16 protein-coding genes and 1 pseudogene are annotated in these 17,360 nt (G+C 69.4%); 5 read left to right on the forward strand and 12 right to left on the reverse strand.

The genetic code is table 11. The annotated features are described in order from the left end of the window. Positions 1 to 46 precede the first annotated feature (46 nt). Complete coding sequence (locus GVO57_RS09655; RefSeq protein ID WP_233281320.1) at positions 47 to 493, forward strand: EF-hand domain-containing protein; 447 nt, start codon at positions 47 to 49, stop codon at positions 491 to 493. Between the two features lie 29 nt (positions 494 to 522). Here GVO57_RS09655 and trmFO read toward each other — a convergent pair whose 3' ends face one another. After that, the gene (trmFO, locus tag GVO57_RS09660; protein ID WP_160592968.1) at positions 523 to 1,848 is read right to left on the reverse strand and encodes a methylenetetrahydrofolate--tRNA-(uracil(54)-C(5))-methyltransferase (FADH(2)-oxidizing) TrmFO; all 1,326 of its coding nucleotides are present in this window, start codon (positions 1,846 to 1,848) and stop codon (positions 523 to 525) included. A 37-nt stretch (positions 1,849 to 1,885) separates the two neighbouring features. Between trmFO and GVO57_RS09665 the strand changes: the two genes are divergently transcribed. Then, on the forward strand, positions 1,886 to 2,560 hold the full coding sequence (locus GVO57_RS09665; protein WP_233281321.1) for a lysoplasmalogenase family protein: 675 nt from the start codon (positions 1,886 to 1,888) through the stop codon (positions 2,558 to 2,560). Between the two features lie 113 nt (positions 2,561 to 2,673). On the opposite strand, the gene GVO57_RS09670 is transcribed toward GVO57_RS09665, so the two are convergent. From GVO57_RS09670 to GVO57_RS09720, 11 genes and pseudogenes are all read right to left on the reverse strand, one after another. Beyond that, the gene (locus GVO57_RS09670) at positions 2,674 to 3,162 is read right to left on the reverse strand and encodes a MucR family transcriptional regulator (RefSeq protein WP_160592969.1); all 489 of its coding nucleotides are present in this window, start codon (positions 3,160 to 3,162) and stop codon (positions 2,674 to 2,676) included. Between the two features lie 333 nt (positions 3,163 to 3,495). Further along, positions 3,496 to 4,869, reverse strand: a complete 1,374-nt coding sequence (locus GVO57_RS09675) for a class II 3-deoxy-7-phosphoheptulonate synthase (RefSeq protein ID WP_160592970.1) — start codon at positions 4,867 to 4,869, stop codon at positions 3,496 to 3,498. A 121-nt stretch (positions 4,870 to 4,990) separates the two neighbouring features. Beyond that, the gene (locus GVO57_RS09680; protein WP_160592971.1) at positions 4,991 to 5,956 is read right to left on the reverse strand and encodes a tetratricopeptide repeat protein; all 966 of its coding nucleotides are present in this window, start codon (positions 5,954 to 5,956) and stop codon (positions 4,991 to 4,993) included. Between the two features lie 49 nt (positions 5,957 to 6,005). Then, positions 6,006 to 8,423 carry a TonB-dependent receptor gene (locus GVO57_RS09685; protein WP_160592972.1) on the reverse strand — a complete coding sequence of 806 codons (2,418 nt, stop codon included), beginning with the start codon at positions 8,421 to 8,423 and terminating at the stop codon, positions 6,006 to 6,008. A 103-nt stretch (positions 8,424 to 8,526) separates the two neighbouring features. Beyond that, positions 8,527 to 9,327, reverse strand: a complete 801-nt coding sequence (locus GVO57_RS09690; RefSeq protein WP_160592973.1) for a TrmH family RNA methyltransferase — start codon at positions 9,325 to 9,327, stop codon at positions 8,527 to 8,529. Between the two features lie 9 nt (positions 9,328 to 9,336). Beyond that, positions 9,337 to 9,609 carry an HPr family phosphocarrier protein gene (locus GVO57_RS09695; RefSeq protein ID WP_160592974.1) on the reverse strand — a complete coding sequence of 91 codons (273 nt, stop codon included), beginning with the start codon at positions 9,607 to 9,609 and terminating at the stop codon, positions 9,337 to 9,339. Then, positions 9,606 to 10,010, reverse strand: coding sequence for a PTS sugar transporter subunit IIA (locus GVO57_RS09700; protein WP_160592975.1), 405 nt, complete (start codon positions 10,008 to 10,010; stop codon positions 9,606 to 9,608). Before GVO57_RS09700 ends, GVO57_RS09695 begins: the two co-directional genes overlap by 4 nt. Positions 10,011 to 10,044: 34 nt before the next feature. Beyond that, positions 10,045 to 10,968 (reverse strand): RNase adapter RapZ, encoded by a 924-nt coding sequence (rapZ, locus tag GVO57_RS09705; protein WP_160592976.1) that lies wholly within the window; start codon positions 10,966 to 10,968, stop codon positions 10,045 to 10,047. Further along, a pseudogene (locus GVO57_RS09710) lies at positions 10,965 to 11,428 on the reverse strand (HPr kinase/phosphorylase). Before GVO57_RS09710 ends, rapZ begins: the two are co-directional and overlap by 4 nt. Continuing rightward, positions 11,425 to 13,089, reverse strand: coding sequence for a sensor histidine kinase (locus GVO57_RS09715; protein ID WP_160592977.1), 1,665 nt, complete (start codon positions 13,087 to 13,089; stop codon positions 11,425 to 11,427). The pseudogene GVO57_RS09710 and the gene GVO57_RS09715 overlap by 4 nt, the downstream one beginning before the upstream one ends. After that, positions 13,058 to 13,762, reverse strand: a complete 705-nt coding sequence (locus GVO57_RS09720; RefSeq protein WP_160592978.1) for a response regulator transcription factor — start codon at positions 13,760 to 13,762, stop codon at positions 13,058 to 13,060. The genes GVO57_RS09715 and GVO57_RS09720 overlap by 32 nt, the downstream gene beginning before the upstream one ends. Before the next feature lie 186 nt (positions 13,763 to 13,948). Between GVO57_RS09720 and guaB the strand changes: the two genes are divergently transcribed. From guaB to GVO57_RS09735, 3 genes are read left to right on the forward strand one after another with little or no spacing between them, the layout of a single operon-like run. Further along, positions 13,949 to 15,406 carry an IMP dehydrogenase gene (guaB, locus tag GVO57_RS09725; RefSeq protein ID WP_160592979.1) on the forward strand — a complete coding sequence of 486 codons (1,458 nt, stop codon included), beginning with the start codon at positions 13,949 to 13,951 and terminating at the stop codon, positions 15,404 to 15,406. Positions 15,407 to 15,412: 6 nt separating this feature from the next. After that, entirely contained in the window at positions 15,413 to 16,591 is a 1,179-nt protein-coding gene (locus GVO57_RS09730) for an RsmB/NOP family class I SAM-dependent RNA methyltransferase (RefSeq protein ID WP_160592980.1), read from the forward strand. Positions 16,592 to 16,623: 32 nt separating this feature from the next. Continuing rightward, complete coding sequence (locus GVO57_RS09735) at positions 16,624 to 17,151, forward strand: tetratricopeptide repeat protein (protein WP_160592981.1); 528 nt, start codon at positions 16,624 to 16,626, stop codon at positions 17,149 to 17,151. Positions 17,152 to 17,360 lie beyond the last annotated feature (209 nt).

Raw genomic sequence — 17,360 nt, forward strand, 5'->3', positions numbered from 1 at the left:
CCTAGCGTTCCGCATTCAGAAGCGGGGGTGCGGCATGATGCGGATAATGGCCGGGATGGCCGCACTGGCGCTCGCGCTGGGCGCGGGATTTGTCTGGTGGTCGGGCCGGGAGGAGCGCGCGGCCCCGCTGGTGCCCGCGTCCGCCCCGCAGACCGCTGCCGAGGCCGGTCTGGCCGAACCTTTGCCGCCCGAGGCCAGCGAGCGCACACGCGAGCAGCGGCGGTTCGACCGTTATGACCGCGACCGAGACGGAATAGTCGTGCGCGACGAATATCTCGCCAGCCGGGTCAAGGCGTTCCGGCGGCTCGATACCGATGGCGATGGCCGGCTGTCGTTCGAGGAATGGGCCGACAAGACGATCGACCGTTTTGCAACCGCCGACGCCGACCGTGACCAGAAGCTGACCCGGACCGAGTTTGCGACCACGAGGCCGCCGCGCCGCGCGCCGCCGCGCACGCCCTGTCCGCCGCCCGCCGAGGCCGAAGGCGGCTGAGAGGATCGCGCGGGGCCGCCCGCCCGGGGTCAGGCCGCGACGCCCATCCAGCCGCCAAGATCGGCGCGCGCCCGGCCGGTCAGCCGCGCCTTGCGCTCGGCCTTGCGGACATCGCCGTCCACCGGCGGGAACAGGCCGAAATTGACGTTCATCGGCTGATAGGTCGCGGCATCGGCATCGCCGGTGATATGCCCCAGCAGCGCGCCGAGCGCGGTGGTGCGCGGCGGGGCAGGGAGCGCGCCGCCGGCCAGCTCCGCCGCCGCAAACCGGCCGGCGAGCAGGCCGATCGCAGCCGATTCGACATAGCCTTCGCACCCCGTGATCTGCCCGGCAAAGCGGATGTGCGGCGCCGATTTCAGCCGCAGCTGCCCGTCGAGCAGCCGGGGAGCATTGATGAAGGTGTTGCGGTGCAGCCCGCCCAGCCGCGCAAACTCCGCCTGCTCAAGCCCCGGAATCGTGCGGAACAGCCTGACCTGCTCGGCATATTTGAGCTTGGTCTGAAAGCCGACAATGTTCCACAAGGTGCCGAGCGCATTGTCCTGACGCAGCTGGACGACCGCATAGGGACGGTGGCCGGTGCGTGGATCGCGCAGGCCAAAGGGCTTCATCGGCCCGTGGCGCAGCGTTTCCGGCCCGCGCGAGGCCATCACCTCGATCGGCATGCAGCCGTCGAAATAGGGCGTGTCCTTTTCCCACTCGCGAAACTCGGTCTTTTCGCCGTCGAGCAGGCCCTGAACAAAGGCCTGATACTGGTCGCGGTCGAGCGGGCAGTTGATGTAATCGCGGCCATCGCCCTTGTCCCAGCGCGACTGGAACCAGGCGATGTCGAAATCGATGCTGTCGCGGTGGACGATGGGCGCGATGGCGTCGAAAAACGCCAGCTGGTCCATCCCGGTCGCCGCGCCGATCGATCCGGCAAGGCCCGCCGCGGTCAGCGGGCCGGTGGCGATGATGGCCGGGCCGTCCGCCGGCAGCGCATCGACCCGTTCGCGCACCAGCGTGACGCGGGGATGCCCGGCCAGCGCCGCGGTGACGCCCCCCGCAAATCCGTCACGGTCGACGGCCAGCGCCGATCCGGCGGGCACGCGGTGGCGATCCGCCTGCGCCATGATCAATGACCCCAGCCGGCGCATCTCCTCGTGCAGCAGCCCGACGGCATTGCTGTCGGCATCGTCGGACCGGAAGCTGTTGGAACAGACCAGCTCGGCCAGCGCGTCGGTGTGGTGCGCCGGCGTTGCCTCCACGCCGCGCATTTCCGACAGGCGGACATGCCAGCCCGCCTCGGCCAGCTGCCATGCGGCTTCGGATCCGGCGAGCCCGCCGCCGATGATGTGAATGTCGTGATTGGCCGTCATGCACCGGGCGGATAGCATGACCGCAAAGGGGTGCAATATGGGGCAGAACGGTATGGCGGGGATCTGGCGCGGGCGGACAGGCGGGCTGTTGATCGCGGCGCTCTGTGCCGGGGCCAGCTATTGGCCCGCCGCGCATCTGCTGCCGCACGCGCCGGAGGCGCTGATCATCGCGTGGAAGGGGCTGGGCGTGGCGCTGCTCGCGGCCTGGGTGTTCGCGGCGGTGCCGGGGCGGGACGGGCGCTGGCTGGCCGCTGTGCTCGCGCTGGGCGCGCTTGGCGACGTGCTGCTCGATGCCGTGTCGCTGACGGTGGGGGCGGTTGCGTTTCTGGCCGGCCATGTGCTGGCCGTGCCTTTCTATTGGCGGCACCGCAGCGGGCGCGCATCCCGGGCGGCGATGGTCGCCGTGGCGGCGCTGGCTGCGGGCGTCGTTGCGCTCGCCGCCTCCTTGCCCACCGACCGGGCTGCGGCGCCAGGCATCGCGTTTTACAGCAGCGGGCTGGCCGCGATGGCGGCGATGGCCGCGCTCAGCCGGTTCAGGCTGGCGGCATCGGGGGCGCTGCTGTTCGTCATCTCCGATCTGCTGATCTTTGCCGGTCTGGGGCCGCTCGCCGGATCGCCGGCGACACTGCTGGTCTGGCCGCTTTATTTTGCCGGGCAGGCGTTGATCGCGGTCGGGGCTGGTCGTGCGCTGGTGCGCTGTCAAGCCGGGTGAGACCAGCCGGCGGCGCGGAATAAGGAGTCTGACAAAGGGCTGGAGCGGCCGATCCGATGCAATCGGATCGAAAACCGCTCCAGCTTGGTGCCGGTCACCCGGCGCGGCTTGCCTTATTCGCCCTTCGCGGCCGGCTTGCGCCCGGGACGCCCCGGCGTCTTCGCGCCGGTGCGGGCGGCGCGGCCCTTGGAGCCGAGACCGATCTTGAGCGCGAGGTCGCGGCGCTGCTTCGCATAGTTTTCCGCGACCATCGGATAATCGGGCTTCAGCTTATAGCGTTCGCGATACTGTTCCGGGGTCAGGCCGTGGCGCGACAGATGACGCTTCAGCGACTTATAGGGCTTGCCGTCGATGAGCGAGATGATGACGTCCTTCGACGCCAGCGACTTGCGCACCGAAACGGCCGGTTCGATCCCGGTTTCGGCCGAAGTTTCGCCCGGCTGTTCTTCATGCGCGGACAGGCCGGTCAGCGTCGCATGCATCTTGTTGAGGAAAGCCGGCACATCTTCGGCGCCCGCGCGGTTATTGGGGTTGTTCAGCCAGGCGATCGTCAGCTCGGTCGCCAGTTCGATCATATTTGGCGACAGGTCGATATCGGCCATTATTACCTCCGTTTCGGACGCACTGCATTTAAAGCACATTTTAGGCGCGTCAACGGGGCTGATCTAAAGATGAACGGGAAATATTATTTGGCAAGCAAAGTATTTGCCTCAAATCGCAGATGTGGCGCGGTGGTCGAGCCTATGTAACGGCCAATGATTGCAAACGATTTCAAGTGATTAAGGCCGCCATGACGAAGGCCGGCTGCCGCCGGGCAGCCGGCGGCGCGGATCCGCGCCTGAGGCGGATCGACCGGAAAAACCACAGGAAAAGGCCGCCGCCCGGCTGGGGCGACGGCCGAGTCGAACAGGGATCAACCGGGGCTGCGGGCCGGTTCAGGCGGCAGCCTTGCGCCGTTCCGCCAGTTCCTGGTTGAGCATTTCGGCGAGCAGGAACGCCAGTTCCAGGCTTTGCGCGGCGTTGAGCCGCGGGTCGCAATGCGTGTGGTAGCGGTCGGCCAGCGACTGTTCGGTCACGTCCACCGCACCGCCCGTGCATTCGGTGACGTTCTGCCCGGTCATTTCGCAGTGGATGCCGCCGCCGAAACTGCCTTCGGCACGGTGCACGGCGAAGAAGCCGCGCACTTCGGCCAGGATGCGGTCGAATGGCCGCGTCTTGTAGCCATTGGCGGCCTTGACGACATTGCCGTGCATCGGATCGCAGCTCCAGACCACCGGATGGCCTTCGCGCATGACCGCGCGGATCAGGCGCGGCAGCCCGGCCTCGATCTTGTCATAGCCATAGCGCGTGATGAGCGTGATCCGCCCCGGCTCGCGCGCCGGGTTGAGCGTGTCGAGCAGCCGCAGCAGCGTATCCGGCTCAAGGCTCGGGCCGCATTTCATGCCGATCGGATTGCCGATGCCGCGCAGGAACTCGACATGGGCCGAGCCTTCAAAGCGCGTCCGGTCGCCGATCCACAGGAAATGGGCCGAGGTGTTGTACCAGTCCCCGGTCAGTGAATCCTGCCGCGTCAGCGCCTGCTCATAAGGCAGCAGCAGCGCCTCATGGCTGGTGAAGAACGATGTCCCCTTGAGCTGCGGCACCGTTTCGGGGTTGATCCCGCACGCGGCCATGAAGTCCAGCGCCTCGCCGATCCGGTCGGCCAGGTCGGTATATTTCTTGGTCCAGGGGCTGCGGCCCATGAAATCATGGGTCCAGCGATTGACCTGATGCAGATTGGCATAGCCGCCCTGCGCAAAGGCGCGCAGCAGGTTGAGCGTCGCTGCCGACTGGCTGTAGGCGCGCACCATGCGCTGCGGATCCGGCGTCCGCGCGTCGGGGGTGAAGGCGATGTCGTTGACATTGTCCCCGCGATAGGAGGGCAGGACGACGCCGTTCTGTTCTTCCATGTCGGCTGAGCGCGGCTTGGCGAACTGCCCGGCCATGCGCCCCAGCTTCACCACCGGCAGCTTGGAGGCGAAGGTCAGCACCACCGCCATCTGCAGGATCACCCGGAAGGTGTCGCGGATGTTGTTGGGATGGAACTCGGCAAAGCTTTCGGCACAGTCGCCGCCCTGGAGCAGGAACGCCTTGCCCGCGCCGACATCGGCCAGATCGCGTTTCAGGTCGCGCGCTTCGCCCGCAAACACCAGCGGCGGAAAGTTGCGCAGCTCCGCCTCCGCTGCGCTGAGCGCCGCCGGGTCGGGATAGGCGGGGAGCTGACGTGCCTCATATGCGCGCCAGCTGTCGGGACTCCATGTCTGTGCCATAACGCCAGCCGAGATGCGGGATGCGTCGCCCGATTGCAACCGAAAGCGGGCTTGGCCCGGCTAAAGCGCGGCTGTGCCCGGCCCGCTATGCCCGGCCTGTCGTCTCTCAGCCTGTCGTTTCTCAGGCGCCGGGCACGCCCATCTCGCGCGCGGCACGCTTCAGATCGGCGGCTGCGCCCGGATTGGCGGCGACCGCGCTGGAAAGAGCTGTTGCCGCTTCCTTCGCCTCGCCCAACTGCATCCGGCTACGCATCAGCATCACCCAGCGTTCGGGCTGGCGCGGATCGGCGGCGAGCCTGGCGGCAAGGCCGTCGACCATGCCCCGGATCATTGCCTGCTGGGCCGGATCGGCGGCGATGGCCGCCGCAGCGGGCTGCGCGGCCATCGGCGCAGCTGCAGCGGGCGGGGCAGGCCGGCGCGGCAGCGCCGCCAGCTTTGCCGCGACATCGATGCCGCCCGCCGCAGCCCGGCGGCGGATCGTCGCCTCCAGCTCCGCCGCCCAGGGCGCGTCGGCGGGCGCTTCGGCGAGCAGCGCGAGCCAGTCGACCACCGCCCCCTTGGTGTCGCCCGCCTGATCCTTGACCACGGCGGCGAAATAGCGCGCCCGGGCATCACGCGGATCGCGGGCCAAAGCGGCGCGGAAGGCAGCGGCGGCATCGGCGGGCACCCGTGCACCCGGACCGCCGGCGATCACCAGCGCCTCGCCCAGCGCCGACCACAGATCGGCGCGGTCGGGCGCCAGCCGCACGGCGCGGCGATAGGCGGTTGCGGCCTCGGCCGGGCGGCCGGTTTCGAAAAACGCCCAGCCGAGCATCGTCCAGCCTTCGACCCGGTCCGGCTCCTCGCGCAGCCGCGCCTCAAGCCTGGTGATCAGGCTGGGGAGATCAGGGGCAGCGGGCTGGCCGCCCGCGCCCGCCGCGGGTGCCGCAGCGGTGGCGGGCGCAGCCGGGGCGGGGGACGCAGCCGGGGCCTCCGCCGCGTCCCGATCCCCGGCCTGCCTGCCGGCCCCCACCGCCACCGCGACAAGGGCCAGCCCGGCAGCGGCGAACAGGGCGATGCGGGTAGGCGGCATGGACAGTCGGGTCATGCCCCGACTGTCGGGCTTTCCCCGGCGGCTGTCCAGCCCGGCTGCCGGGTCAGAAGCGGCTGGACAGCGTCAGGCCATAGGTGCGCGGATCGCCGGGCTGGCCGACCACCAGCCCGGTATTGCCCGGCTGGGTGGCCAGCAGCTCGAAATAATCGGTGTCGAATGCGTTCCTGACCCAGACGAACAGATGCCATTTCTGGTCATCGGTGCGGAAGCCCGCGCGCAGATTGGTGAGCGCATAGCCGGCGACATCGGTGAGCACCGAGCGTGACGGGTTCGACGAGAAACGCGACCGCGCATTGCCGTCCACGCCCAGATAGGCCTCACCGCTCAGGCCGAACAGCGTCGCCGGCAGCCGGTATTCACCGCCATAGGAGGCCGCGAGCCGCGACACGCCGGGCAGCCACTGCCCCGACACGTCGCAATTGGCCGGGCTTGGGCCACCCGGCGTGCCGGCAGGGGCGGCGGGGCTGGCGGCGGTCGCCGCGCTGCCGCCGGCCAGTTCGGGCGGGCAGGGCGCGTCGACAAAGCGCACATAGCGGGCATCGGTCAGCGCGACATTGGCGTAAAGGCTGAGCCGCGCCGACGGGCGGGCGGCCAGATCGGCCTCGATCCCGCGCACCCGGACCTTGCCGGCATTGGCAAGATAGCCGCGCAGCACGCCGAGCTGGCCGTTGATGACGGTCGCCTGATAGTCGCGGATCGCCGTCTGGAACGCGGCAAGGTTGAGGGTCAGGCGGCGGTTGAAGAACTGGCTTTTGAGGCCGATTTCGACATGATCGACGCGTTCGGGCTTCACGGTCGCCGCCGACTGGATCGGCGTGTTCGCCGCATCGAGCGGCAGGCCCGACAGGTTGATGCCGCCCGATTTGAAGCTGCGCGCATAGGTGGCGTAGCTCAGAATATCGGGCGCGAGATCGAGGCTGAGGGTCAGGTCGCCCGACAGGTTCCAGTCGGAAAAGCGCGCGCGGTAGCTTTGCGGGGCAAGCACCGAACGCTGGTCGGCATTGAGCACCGTCGATCCGCTGCCCGTCGTCACCGTCGCGACATAGGATCCGGTTTTCCTGTCATGGTTGATCCGGACACCGGGCTGGATGCGCAGCCTGTCGGTCACCCGCCAGGTCAGCTGGCCAAAGGCGGCGGCGCTGGTGTTGGAAAAATCAATGTCGTTGCGCGACGTCAGCCCGGCGAGCACCGCCGGATTGTTCGCATTGGCGCTGGCGGGGTTGAGCAGCCAGCGCGACGCTGCCGCGCCCTGCACCTGCAGACCGTCGGTATGGATGGTCTGGTGAAAGCCGAACAGGCCGATCACATAATCGATGCGGTTGTTGCCAGTCGACGCATAGCGGATTTCCTGCGTCCATTGCCGCTGGCGCGACGGATTGGCCGATACGGTTGTGATCGGCAGGCCGGTAAAGTCGCGGTCATTGGACGGCCCCCAGTTCCAGTAACGCCATGCCGTGACCGATGTCAGCTCGCCCGGCCCGACATCCGCGGTGACGCGCAGCGACAGGCCGCCCAGTTCCTGAAACGCCCGGAGCGGGGTGTCGAGATCGGTCAGCCGGTCGAACGGATCGGTGCTGGGCGGGCGATAGCCGAAGGCGGCGGCCAGCGCGTCATATTGCCGGTTGAGCGGCCGCTGGGTGCGGCCGACCCGCGCATAGATCTGCGCGCAGCAGTTCGGATCCTGGCGGCTATAGTCGCCGGTCAGGTTGATCTCGATCGCCTCGGTCGCCTTCAGCAGGAACTGGGCGCGCAGCCCCAGATTGTCGAGCTCGTTGACGCGGCTCTGGGTGCGGACGTTGAAGATGGTGCCGCGCCGGCGGGTCGACGACACGGCAAGGCTGGCGGCCAGCCGGTCGGCGATCAGCGGTCCCGAAACCGAGCCGCGCGCCTGGACGAAACCCAGATTGCCGACGCTGATCTCCCCCCGCCCCTCGGCGGTGAAGGAGGGCGCGCGGGTGGTGATCGCGATCGCCCCGGCGGTCGTGTTCTTGCCATAGAGCGTGCCCTGCGGCCCGCGCAGCACCTCGATCCGCTCGACATCGACGAAATCGAACGTCGCCGCCGCGATGCGGCTGAAATAGACCTGATCGACATAGATGCCGACCCCCTGTTCGATCCCGTCATTGGTCAGGCCGAACGGCGCGCCGAGGCCGCGGATATTGGCGGCCGAGTTGCGCGGGTTGGTCGAGAAGAACTGGAAACTCGGCAGCAGCTGCTGCAACCGGCCGATATTGTTGTTGCCGGTCTGGTCGAGCGTTGCGGAATCGAGCACCGACACGGCAAGCGGCACATCCTGCACCCCTTCCTCGCGGCGGCGCGCGGTGACCACGACGACATCGCCCTGCGCCTGATCGTCAATGTCGGTGTCGGCGGCCGCCAATACCGCCGCGTCGGCGGCGGGTGCCGGAATGGGACCGGCAGAGGCGAGCAGCAGCGCGGCCGGAATGGTCGGATAAGGCATGACGAACGATCCCCGTTTGGAGTGGGGATTATTCTCAATCAATGAAGTAGACTAAACAGCCTTATTCTTCATGCCCGCCAAGCGCGGCTTGTGGCGTGCGTTGTCAGGCCCGGCGCTGCTGGTTCAGCACCTCATAGGCCATCACCGCGGTCGCCACGGCGGCGTTCAGGCTGTCGGCCTTGCCGCGCATCGGCATTTTGACGCGGATATCGCAGGCCTCCTCATAGGCGGCAGGAAGGCCCTGCGCCTCGTTGCCGACCAGGATGAAGGTCGGCGCGGGATAATGTGCCGCCTGATAATCGGTGTCGGTGCGCAGGCTGAGTGCGGCAAGCGTGCCCGGCCCGGCGCGCAGCCAGGCCAGGAAATCATCCCAGCGCGTGATGCTGATCGTCTGGGTGAACAGCGCGCCCATCGACGCGCGCACCGCCTCGACCGAAAAGGGATCGACACAGTCATCGACCAGGATCAGCCCGCCCGCGCCCACCGCATCGCCGGTGCGCAGGATGGTGCCGAGATTGCCGGGATCGCGCAGCGCCTGGGCGACGATCCAGATCGGCGCCGCCGTCCGGTCGAGCGCGGCAAGCGGGGTCAGCCGGTCGCGATAGACGCCGATCAGCGTCTGCGGATTGTCCTTACCCGACAGCTTGGACAGGATGTCGGCGCTGGTTTCGATCACGTCGCCGCCCGCCGCCTCGGTCGCGGCGATGAGCGTGCGCGCCAGCGGATGGGCGGCGCCTTCGGGGGCGAGGAACAGCATTTCGGGCAGCACGCCCATGTCGCGCGCCTCGGTCAGGATCCGCAGCCCTTCGGCCAGGAACAGCCCTTCACGGCGGCGATGCTTCTTGTCGCGCAGCGACCGCACCCGCTTGACCAGCGGATTGGAAAAGCCGGTGATCTGGCGCACGCTGACCGCTCAGTCCTCGCCGAATTTGCCCTCGACCAGCGCGACCAGCTGGGCAAGGGCGGCCTCGGCCTCGTCGCCGGCGGCGCTGATCGTCACCTGATCGCCCATCGCCGCGCCCAGCATCATCAGCCCCATGATCGACGTGCCGGTGACGGCCGCGCCGTCCTTCGCCACCTCGATCCGGGCGGTGAGCGCGCTGGCCATGGTCACGAATTTGGCGCTGGCGCGGGCATGAAGGCCGCGCCGGTTGGTGATGGTGACGGTGCGCGAAACGGTCGTCACGCCGCCTCGCCCAGCACTTCGGATGCAACCGAGATATATTTGCGCCCCGCCTCGCGCGCGGCGGCGACGGCGTCCTTGACGCCCATGGTGCGGCGCGCGCCTTCCAGCCGGATCAGCATCGGCAGGTTGATGCCGGCGATCACCTCGACCCGCCCGGGCACCATCAGCGAGATGGCGAGGTTGGACGGCGTGCCGCCGAACAGGTCGGTCAGCACGATCACGCCGCGCCCGGCATCGACCGCCTTGATCGCCTTGGCAATATCGGCCCGGCGCAGCTCCATATCGTCATCAGGACCGATGCAGATCGCCTCGACCGCGCCCTGCGGGCCGACGACATGCTCCATCGCCACGACGAATTCCGCCGCCAGCCGTCCATGGGTCACCAGCACCAGTCCGATCATCTCAGTCTTTCGAGTCCTTCAAGCCGGCTGCCGATCAGGCCGGTGCCGGCGGCCCTTCAAGCGCATCCTGGGGGGGTGTCGCAAGATCCCGGTGCGATACCGTGAGACAAAAACCCTGATCGCGCAACCGCCGCGCCATTTCCTCGGCGACATGGACCGAGCGGTGACGCCCGCCGGTGCAGCCAAAGGCAATCGCCAGATACGCCTTGCCGCTGGCGATATGGCGCGGAACCATCGTCAGCAGCAGCGATTCGATCTGCGCCAGCGACACGTCATGCGCCGGATCGGCGGCGACATAGTCGGCGACCGGTCGGTCCAGCCCGGTCAGCGGCTTCAGCACCCGGTCCCAGTGCGGATTGCGCAGATAGCGCATGTCGAACACCAGATCGGCGTCGCGCGGCAGCCCGCGGGCAAAGCCGAACGACATCACCGAGATCACCGTGCGCGCGCCGCCCGCCGGGGCGAAGCGGCGGCGGATCTGGTCCTGCAGGTCGGCGCGGCTGAGCGCGGTGGTGTCGATCAGCTGGTCGGCGGCGGCGCGCAGCGGCTGCAGCAGTTCGGTCTCGCGGGCGATGCCGTCGCGCGCCGGGCGGTCGGGGGCAAGCGGATGCCGCCGCCGCGTCTCGTCATAGCGCCGCGCCAGTTCATCGGTGCCGCAGTCGAGGAACAGCGTCTCGACCTCGAACGGGGCCTCGGCCCGCAGCCGCGCCGCGCGGGTCGCCATGCGCGCGGCGTCAAAGCCGCGGGTGCGGGTGTCGATGCCGATGGCGAGCGGGCGGTGCTCGTCCATCACCGCATCGGATGGTGCCATGGTCAGCAGCCGGTCAATGAGCGGCAGGGGCATGTTGTCGACCACCTCCCACCCCGCATCCTCCAGCGTGTCGAGCGCCGTCGAGCGTCCCGCGCCCGACAGGCCGGTGACGAGCAGCAGCCGCGCGGGGTTGATCCGCCCGCTCATGCGCCGGCCCCGGCTGCCAGGTCGGCCAGCGCCAGCTCGACCTTGATCGGCGCGCTCGCCTCGAACGGGGCAAGGGCGATGACCGGCAGGTCAACGCCGGCCACCTCGCGGTGGATGGCGGGGGGCGGCATGCGCTCCGGCGGCGCGGCAAGGTCGATCAGCATCGCAACAGGCATATCAGTGATATAGGCGATCCGGCGGATGCCGAGGCCGCGCACCTCGATCATCCCGGCAATCTGCGCCGGCGGGGCGGCGAACAGCCGCTGTCCGCGCCGGTCGAGCAGCACCTGATCGTCGCTGACCAGCACCGCCCCCGGTCGATCAGCCGCAGCGCCAGATCGGATTTGCCGCTGCCCGAGGGGCCGGAGAGCAGCACCGCCCGCCCGCCGATCGCGACGCAGCTGGCATGGATGCGCGCGGGGGCGGGGGAGGGTGAGAGGGAGGGGGCGGCCCCGGTCATGCCGGCGCGCTTTCCGGCCCGCCATCGGGCGTGGCGGCGGGCAGGCGGATGACGAATGCCGCACCCGCCGGCCGCTCGTCTCGCGTCTCGACCTCGATCCGGCCGAGATGGCCGTCGACAATCGCCTTGGCGATCGCAAGGCCCAGCCCCGAATGCTCGCCGAACCGCTCGCCCGCCGGGCGCACGCTGTGGAAGCGGCGGAAAATGTCGTCGCGCAGCTCGGCCGGCACGCCGGGGCCTTCATCCTCGACCCGCACGATCACCTCGTCGCCGATGCGGGTCGCCACCACCTCGACCAGTCCCTGATCGGGCGAGAAGGACACCGCATTGTCGATCAGATTGTCGAGCACGCGCACCAGCCGGTTTTCCTCGCCCATCACCAGCGCAATGCCCTTGCGCGGCCGGGCAAAGGCCAGCTGCACCCCGCGCGGATTGGCCCCGCGCCGTTCGCGCGCGGCCAGCATCGTCTCGATCACCGGCCCCAGATCGATCGGCTCGAAACGCGCCCGCGACAGTTCGGCATCGAGGCGCGAGGCCTCGGCAATGTCGGTGATCAGCCGGTCCAGCCGCCGGACATCGTCCTGGATGATCGCCAGCAGCTGCCGGCGCGGCGCATCGTCCTGCACCCGTTCCAGCGCGTCGACGGCGGAGCGCAGCGAGGCGAGCGGGTTTTTGAGCTCATGCGTCACATCGGCGGCAAAGGCGTCGGTCGCGTCGATGCGCTGCCTGAGCGCCTGGCTCATGTCGGAAATCGCGCGGGCCAGCGCGCCGATCTCGTCCCCCCGGTCGGGCAGCCGGGGCACCACGACTTCACGCGCACGGCCCAGCCTGACGCGGATCGCCGCACTCGCCAGCCGCCGCAGCGGCCTGACGATGGTGCGGGCAAGAAACAGCGACAGCAGCACCGACATCAGCCCCGCGCCAAGCAGCACAAAGCCGAGGCGAAGCCGTTCGGCGCGGACGATGCGGGTGATGTCGCGGGCATTGCTGGTGAGGAGCAGCCAGCCGCCGCTGACCGGCGTCGCGGCCGAGATCATCGGCGTGCGGTCCGGGGCATAGCGGACGCGCGTGGTCGCCGGGCCGCAGCGTTCGCACAGCTCATGATCGGCGCGGTCGACACGCGCGCCGCCGCCGGCGGCAAGTGCGGTGATTTCGGGCCATGCCTGGGCGCGGTCGACCGCCGGCTCGGCAAAGCGTTCGATCAGCGGCGCGCCCACAATCCGTTCCGCCGCGCGGTCGAGAAAGCGGGCGACATGGCGGCGCCAGGGTTCCTCGCGCGGGTCGCGCAGCCGGTAGGTCGGCGGGCTCAGCCGCCAGCTGTCCTGCACCAGCCGCCCGTCGGGTGCATAGATGCGGATGCGTGCGCCGGTCAGCGACGAATGATCGGCCAGAATCGCCCGGTCGCCCGCCTCCGGGCTGGCGGCAAGCGCGATCGCCACTGCCTGGGCATCATGCGCCGCCTGATCGAGCCGCTGGTCGATCAGCCGCGTGCGATAGCTGTCGAGATAGAAGAACGCGCCCGCCAGCATCGCCAGCGCGAACACGTTGACGGCCAGGATGCGCGTCGTCAGCGACACCCGGCCCGACCAGCGCAGCGCCAGATCGCCGGTTTCGCGCGGGCGGCGCGGCTCAGCTTTCGGCAAAGCGATAGCCCGCGCCATACAGCGTCTCGATCCCGTCAAACTGGTCGTCGACCTGGCGGAATTTGCGGCGCAGACGCTTGATATGGCTGTCGATCGTCCGGTCATCGACATAGACGTCGTCCTGATAGGCGGCGTCCATCAGCTGGTTGCGCGATTTGACCACGCCGGGGCGCTGGGCGAGCGATTCGAGAATCAGGAACTCGGTCACGGTCAGCGTGACGTCGCGGCCCTTCCAGGTGACGCGGTGGCGCGCCGGGTCCATCTCCAGCGCGCCGCGCACCAGCGGTTCGGCCGCCGGCGCGTCGCTGTCCGCCTGCGGGCGGCTCAGCTCCACCCGGCGCAGGATCGCGCGGATGCGCGCGATCAGCAGCCGCTGGGAAAAGGGCTTGGCGATATAATCGTCCGCACCCATCGCCAGGCCCAGCGCCTCGTCCAGCTCGTCGGTCTTGGAGGTGAGGAAGATGACCGGCAGCGCCGATTTCTCGCGCAGCCGCCGCAGCATCTCCAACCCGTCCATGCGCGGCATCTTGATATCGCACACCGCCAGATCGGGCGGGCTGTCGAGCAGCGCCTTGAGCGCCGTCTCGCCATCCGGGTAAAGCCGGGTCACGAACCCTTCGGACTGGAGCGCGATCGACAGCGAAGTCAGGATGTTGCGGTCGTCGTCAACGAGCGCGATGGTGGCGGCCATGGTTCCTCCGCCCCCTGCCTAGCGAATGCGGCGGGCGACAACAATGATGACGAACATCCGGGGCGCAAAACCGTGTTTGCGGCCGCCGCGCCGTTCCTCTGGCGCTTCCCCGTTCGAGTGGTTACATGGCGCGCCACGCTGATCGCAGCCACCCAGATTCACCCGCAGGAAGGATACGCGCTGGCCATGGACATCGAAATCGGTCTCACTTTCGACGACGTCCTGCTGCGGCCGGGCGAATCCGATGTGCTGCCGAGCCAGGCCGACACCCGCACCCAGCTGACGCGCGACATTTCGCTCAACATCCCGATCCTGTCATCGGCGATGGACACGGTGACCGAGGCCGACATGGCGATCGTCATGGCCCAGCTGGGCGGGATCGGCGTGCTGCACCGCAACCTGTCGGTCGAGGAACAGGCCGCCGCCGTCCGCCAGGTGAAAAGGTTTGAATCGGGGATGGTCGTCAATCCGATCACCATCGCTCCCGATGCGACGCTGGCCGACGCGCAGGCGATGATGACCGAACGGCGGATTTCGGGCATTCCGGTGGTCGAGGCGTCGGGCCGGCTGGTCGGCATTCTGACGAACCGCGACGTGCGCTTTGCCGAAAATCCGCGCCAGCCGGTGTCCGAACTGATGACCCGCGACAATCTGGCGACGGTCAAGGCCGATGTCAGCCAGGACGAGGCGCGGCGCATCCTGCACCAGCGCCGGATCGAAAAGCTGCTGGTGGTCGACGATGCCTATCGCTGCGTCGGGCTGATCACCGTCAAGGACATTGAAAAGGCGGTGCTCCATCCGAACGCCACCAAGGATGCGGCCGGGCGGCTGCGCGTGGCGGCTGCGACGACCGTTGGCGACAAGGGCTATGAGCGCACCGAGGCGCTGCTCGACGCCGAATGCGACCTGATCGTCATCGACACCGCCCATGGCCATTCGCGGATGGTCGCCGCCGCGGTCGAGCGGGTGCGCAAGATTTCCAACCGGGTGCAGATCGTGGCCGGCAATGTCGCGACCGCCGAGGCGACGCGCGCGCTGATCGACGCCGGGGCGGACGGGGTGAAGGTCGGCATCGGCCCGGGCTCCATCTGCACGACCCGCGTGGTCGCCGGTGTCGGTGTGCCGCAGCTGACTGCAATCATGGATGCCGCGCGCGAAGCGGCGAAATCCGGAGTGCCGGTGATCGCCGATGGCGGGCTGCGCACGTCGGGCGACATTGCCAAGGCGCTGGCGGCGGGCGCGTCGTCGGTGATGGTCGGATCGCTGCTGGCAGGCACCGAGGAGGCGCCGGGCGAAACCTTCCTGTATCAGGGGCGCGCCTATAAGAGCTATCGCGGCATGGGTTCGGTCGGCGCGATGGCGCGCGGCTCGGCTGACCGCTATTTCCAGCAGGACATCAAGGACCAGCTGAAGCTCGTGCCCGAGGGCATTGAAGGGCAGGTGCCCTATAAGGGACCGGCCAAGGACGTGATCCACCAGCTGGTCGGCGGGGTGAAGGCGGCGATGGGCTATACCGGCGCACGCACGATCGCCGAGCTGCAGGAGCGCGCGCGGTTCGTGCGCATCACCAATGCGGGCCTGCGCGAAAGCCATGTCCATGACGTGACGATCACGCGTGAGGCCCCCAATTACCCGACCCGGTAACCGCCGATGACGCCGGCCGCGCGCGTCGAGGCGGCGATCCAGCTGCTTGACCTGATCATCGCCGCCGCGCGCGATCAGGGGCCGGCTGCCGACACGATCATCGCCGGCTGGCTGAAGGCGCGGCGCTATGCCGGGTCGCAGGACCGGCGGGCGATCCGCGCGCTGGTTTATGATGCGGTGCGGCTGTGCGGCGAACGGCCCGAAAGCGGCCGCGCGGCGATGCTGGCGCTGGCAGACATGCGGCCGGACCTTGCCGCCCTGTTCGACGGATCGCCGCACGGCCCGGCCCCGGTCGCGGCGGGCGAAGCAGCGGCTGCGCCCGGCCTGGCCCCGGCCTGGCTCGAAGCGATGCTCGGCCATGTCGATATCGCCGCGCTGCTTGGCCGCGCGCCGCTCGACCTCCGGGTCAACCGGCTGAAGACCGACCGGGCGGCGGCGATGCGGGCGCTGGGCGCGGGCCAGCCGACGCCGTTCGCGCCCGACGGGCTGCGGATCGACCCGCCGATCGCGGTCGAGGCGCATCCGGCGTTCCGCGACGGCTGGATCGAGGTGCAGGACGAGGGCAGCCAGCTGATCGCGCTGGCCTGTGCCGCCCGCGCCGGCCAGACGGTGATCGATCTGTGCGCCGGGGCCGGGGGCAAGACGCTGGCGCTCGCCGCCGACATGGGCGGGCCGTCATCCGGCCGGCTGATCGCCTGCGACACCGACCGGGCGCGGCTCAGCCGGCTTGCGCCGCGCGCGATCCGCGCCGGGGCGGGCGGCATCGAAACCCGGCTGCTCGGCGGCGGGCGCGAGGCCGAGGCGCTGGGCGATCTCGCCGCGGGTGCGGATATCGTGCTGATCGACGCGCCCTGTTCGGGCGTCGGCACCTGGCGGCGCAACCCCGAGGCGCGCTGGCGGCTGACGCCGCAGCGGCTGGCGCGGCTGGCGGACATTCAGGCGCGGCTGCTCGATCTCGGCGCGGCTTTGGTGCGGCCGGGCGGGGCGATCGTCTATGCCGTGTGCTCGGTGCTCGATGCCGAGGGCGCGGACCAGCTTGCCGGCTTTTGCGCGCGCCATCCGGACTTTGCCGTTAAGCGGCCCTTCATCGCGCCCGGCGAAGATCGCGGCGGTGGCGTCCTGCTCTCACCGGGGCGGGACGGCACCGACGGGTTTTTCGTCGCGAGGCTGGAACGGGCGTGCTAGAAAGACCGACCCGACTGATTTGGGAGAAGATCATGCGTTACGCGCCCTTTGCCATTGTCGCCGCTCTCGGCCTTGCCGCAGTTTCGACCATGGTTCAGGGCCAGAAGCGCGATGCCGATATCGATCCCCGGTCGCTGCAATTGCTGGCCGAGGCGCGGGCGAAGCTCGACAAGGGTGAGCGGTCGCCGGCCATCGACGCGCTGGAAACGGCGCTGGCCGTCGATCCGCGCAACCGGGGCGCGTTCGTGGCGCTGGGCGACGCGGCCCGCGCCGAGGGGCTGCCGGGCAAGGCGGTGCGCTTCTACCGCGAGGCGCTGGAGCTGGAGCCGGACGATGTCGCCGCGCTGGCCGGGCAGGGCGATGCGCTGGTCCAGAAGGGCGCAGTCACGAAGGCGCGCGAGAATCTGGCGCGGATCAAGCGGTTGTGCGCCGATCCCTGCCCGCAGGCGGTGACGCTCGCAGCAGTGATCGACAAGGGGCCGCCGCCCGCCGTCCAGTCTGCCGAGGCCAGCCCGAAGCTGCCCGGCGCCGTCGAGGATGCCAAGCCGCAGCCGCAATGATTCCGGCCGCGGGCCGTGCGCCGCGCCCCGGGGCGCGTTGCCGCCCAAGGCATAGGCCGCGCGGTGCAAACCCCTGCGGACTGGGCCGAAACCGGCTCGCAGTGAGGCATTGAGCTGACATGAACGCCATTTCTCCGACCCCCCTGATCGCCGACACGCTGCCCGGTGCGGCACCGCGCCCGGTGCGGGCGGCGGGGGTCGTGCGCTAG

Origin of the sequence: Sphingomonas changnyeongensis, assembly GCF_009913435.1 — a bacterium.
Taxonomy (GTDB): domain Bacteria; phylum Pseudomonadota; class Alphaproteobacteria; order Sphingomonadales; family Sphingomonadaceae; genus Sphingomonas_B; species Sphingomonas_B changnyeongensis.

Bases quoted from the DNA above. Each gene is read 5' to 3' on its own strand.
- GVO57_RS09675 (WP_160592970.1), bottom strand. From the start codon at position 4,869: ATGGCACAGACATGGAGTCCCGACAGCTGGCGCGCATATGAGGCACGT.
- rapZ (WP_160592976.1), bottom strand. From the start codon at position 10,968: ATGAGCGGGCGGATCAACCCCGCGCGGCTGCTGCTCGTCACCGGCCTG.
- GVO57_RS09680 (WP_160592971.1), bottom strand. From the start codon at position 5,956: ATGACCCGACTGTCCATGCCGCCTACCCGCATCGCCCTGTTCGCCGCT.
- GVO57_RS09715 (WP_160592977.1), bottom strand. From the start codon at position 13,089: ATGGCGCGGGCTATCGCTTTGCCGAAAGCTGAGCCGCGCCGCCCGCGC.
- GVO57_RS09735 (WP_160592981.1), top strand. From the start codon at position 16,624: ATGCGTTACGCGCCCTTTGCCATTGTCGCCGCTCTCGGCCTTGCCGCA.
- GVO57_RS09655 (WP_233281320.1), top strand. From the start codon at position 47: ATGGCCGGGATGGCCGCACTGGCGCTCGCGCTGGGCGCGGGATTTGTC.
- GVO57_RS09730 (WP_160592980.1), top strand. From the start codon at position 15,413: ATGACGCCGGCCGCGCGCGTCGAGGCGGCGATCCAGCTGCTTGACCTG.
- GVO57_RS09720 (WP_160592978.1), bottom strand. From the start codon at position 13,762: ATGGCCGCCACCATCGCGCTCGTTGACGACGACCGCAACATCCTGACT.
- guaB (WP_160592979.1), top strand. From the start codon at position 13,949: ATGGACATCGAAATCGGTCTCACTTTCGACGACGTCCTGCTGCGGCCG.
- GVO57_RS09665 (WP_233281321.1), top strand. From the start codon at position 1,886: ATGGGGCAGAACGGTATGGCGGGGATCTGGCGCGGGCGGACAGGCGGG.
- GVO57_RS09685 (WP_160592972.1), bottom strand. From the start codon at position 8,423: ATGCCTTATCCGACCATTCCGGCCGCGCTGCTGCTCGCCTCTGCCGGT.
- GVO57_RS09670 (WP_160592969.1), bottom strand. From the start codon at position 3,162: ATGGCCGATATCGACCTGTCGCCAAATATGATCGAACTGGCGACCGAG.
- GVO57_RS09700 (WP_160592975.1), bottom strand. From the start codon at position 10,010: ATGATCGGACTGGTGCTGGTGACCCATGGACGGCTGGCGGCGGAATTC.
- trmFO (WP_160592968.1), bottom strand. From the start codon at position 1,848: ATGACGGCCAATCACGACATTCACATCATCGGCGGCGGGCTCGCCGGA.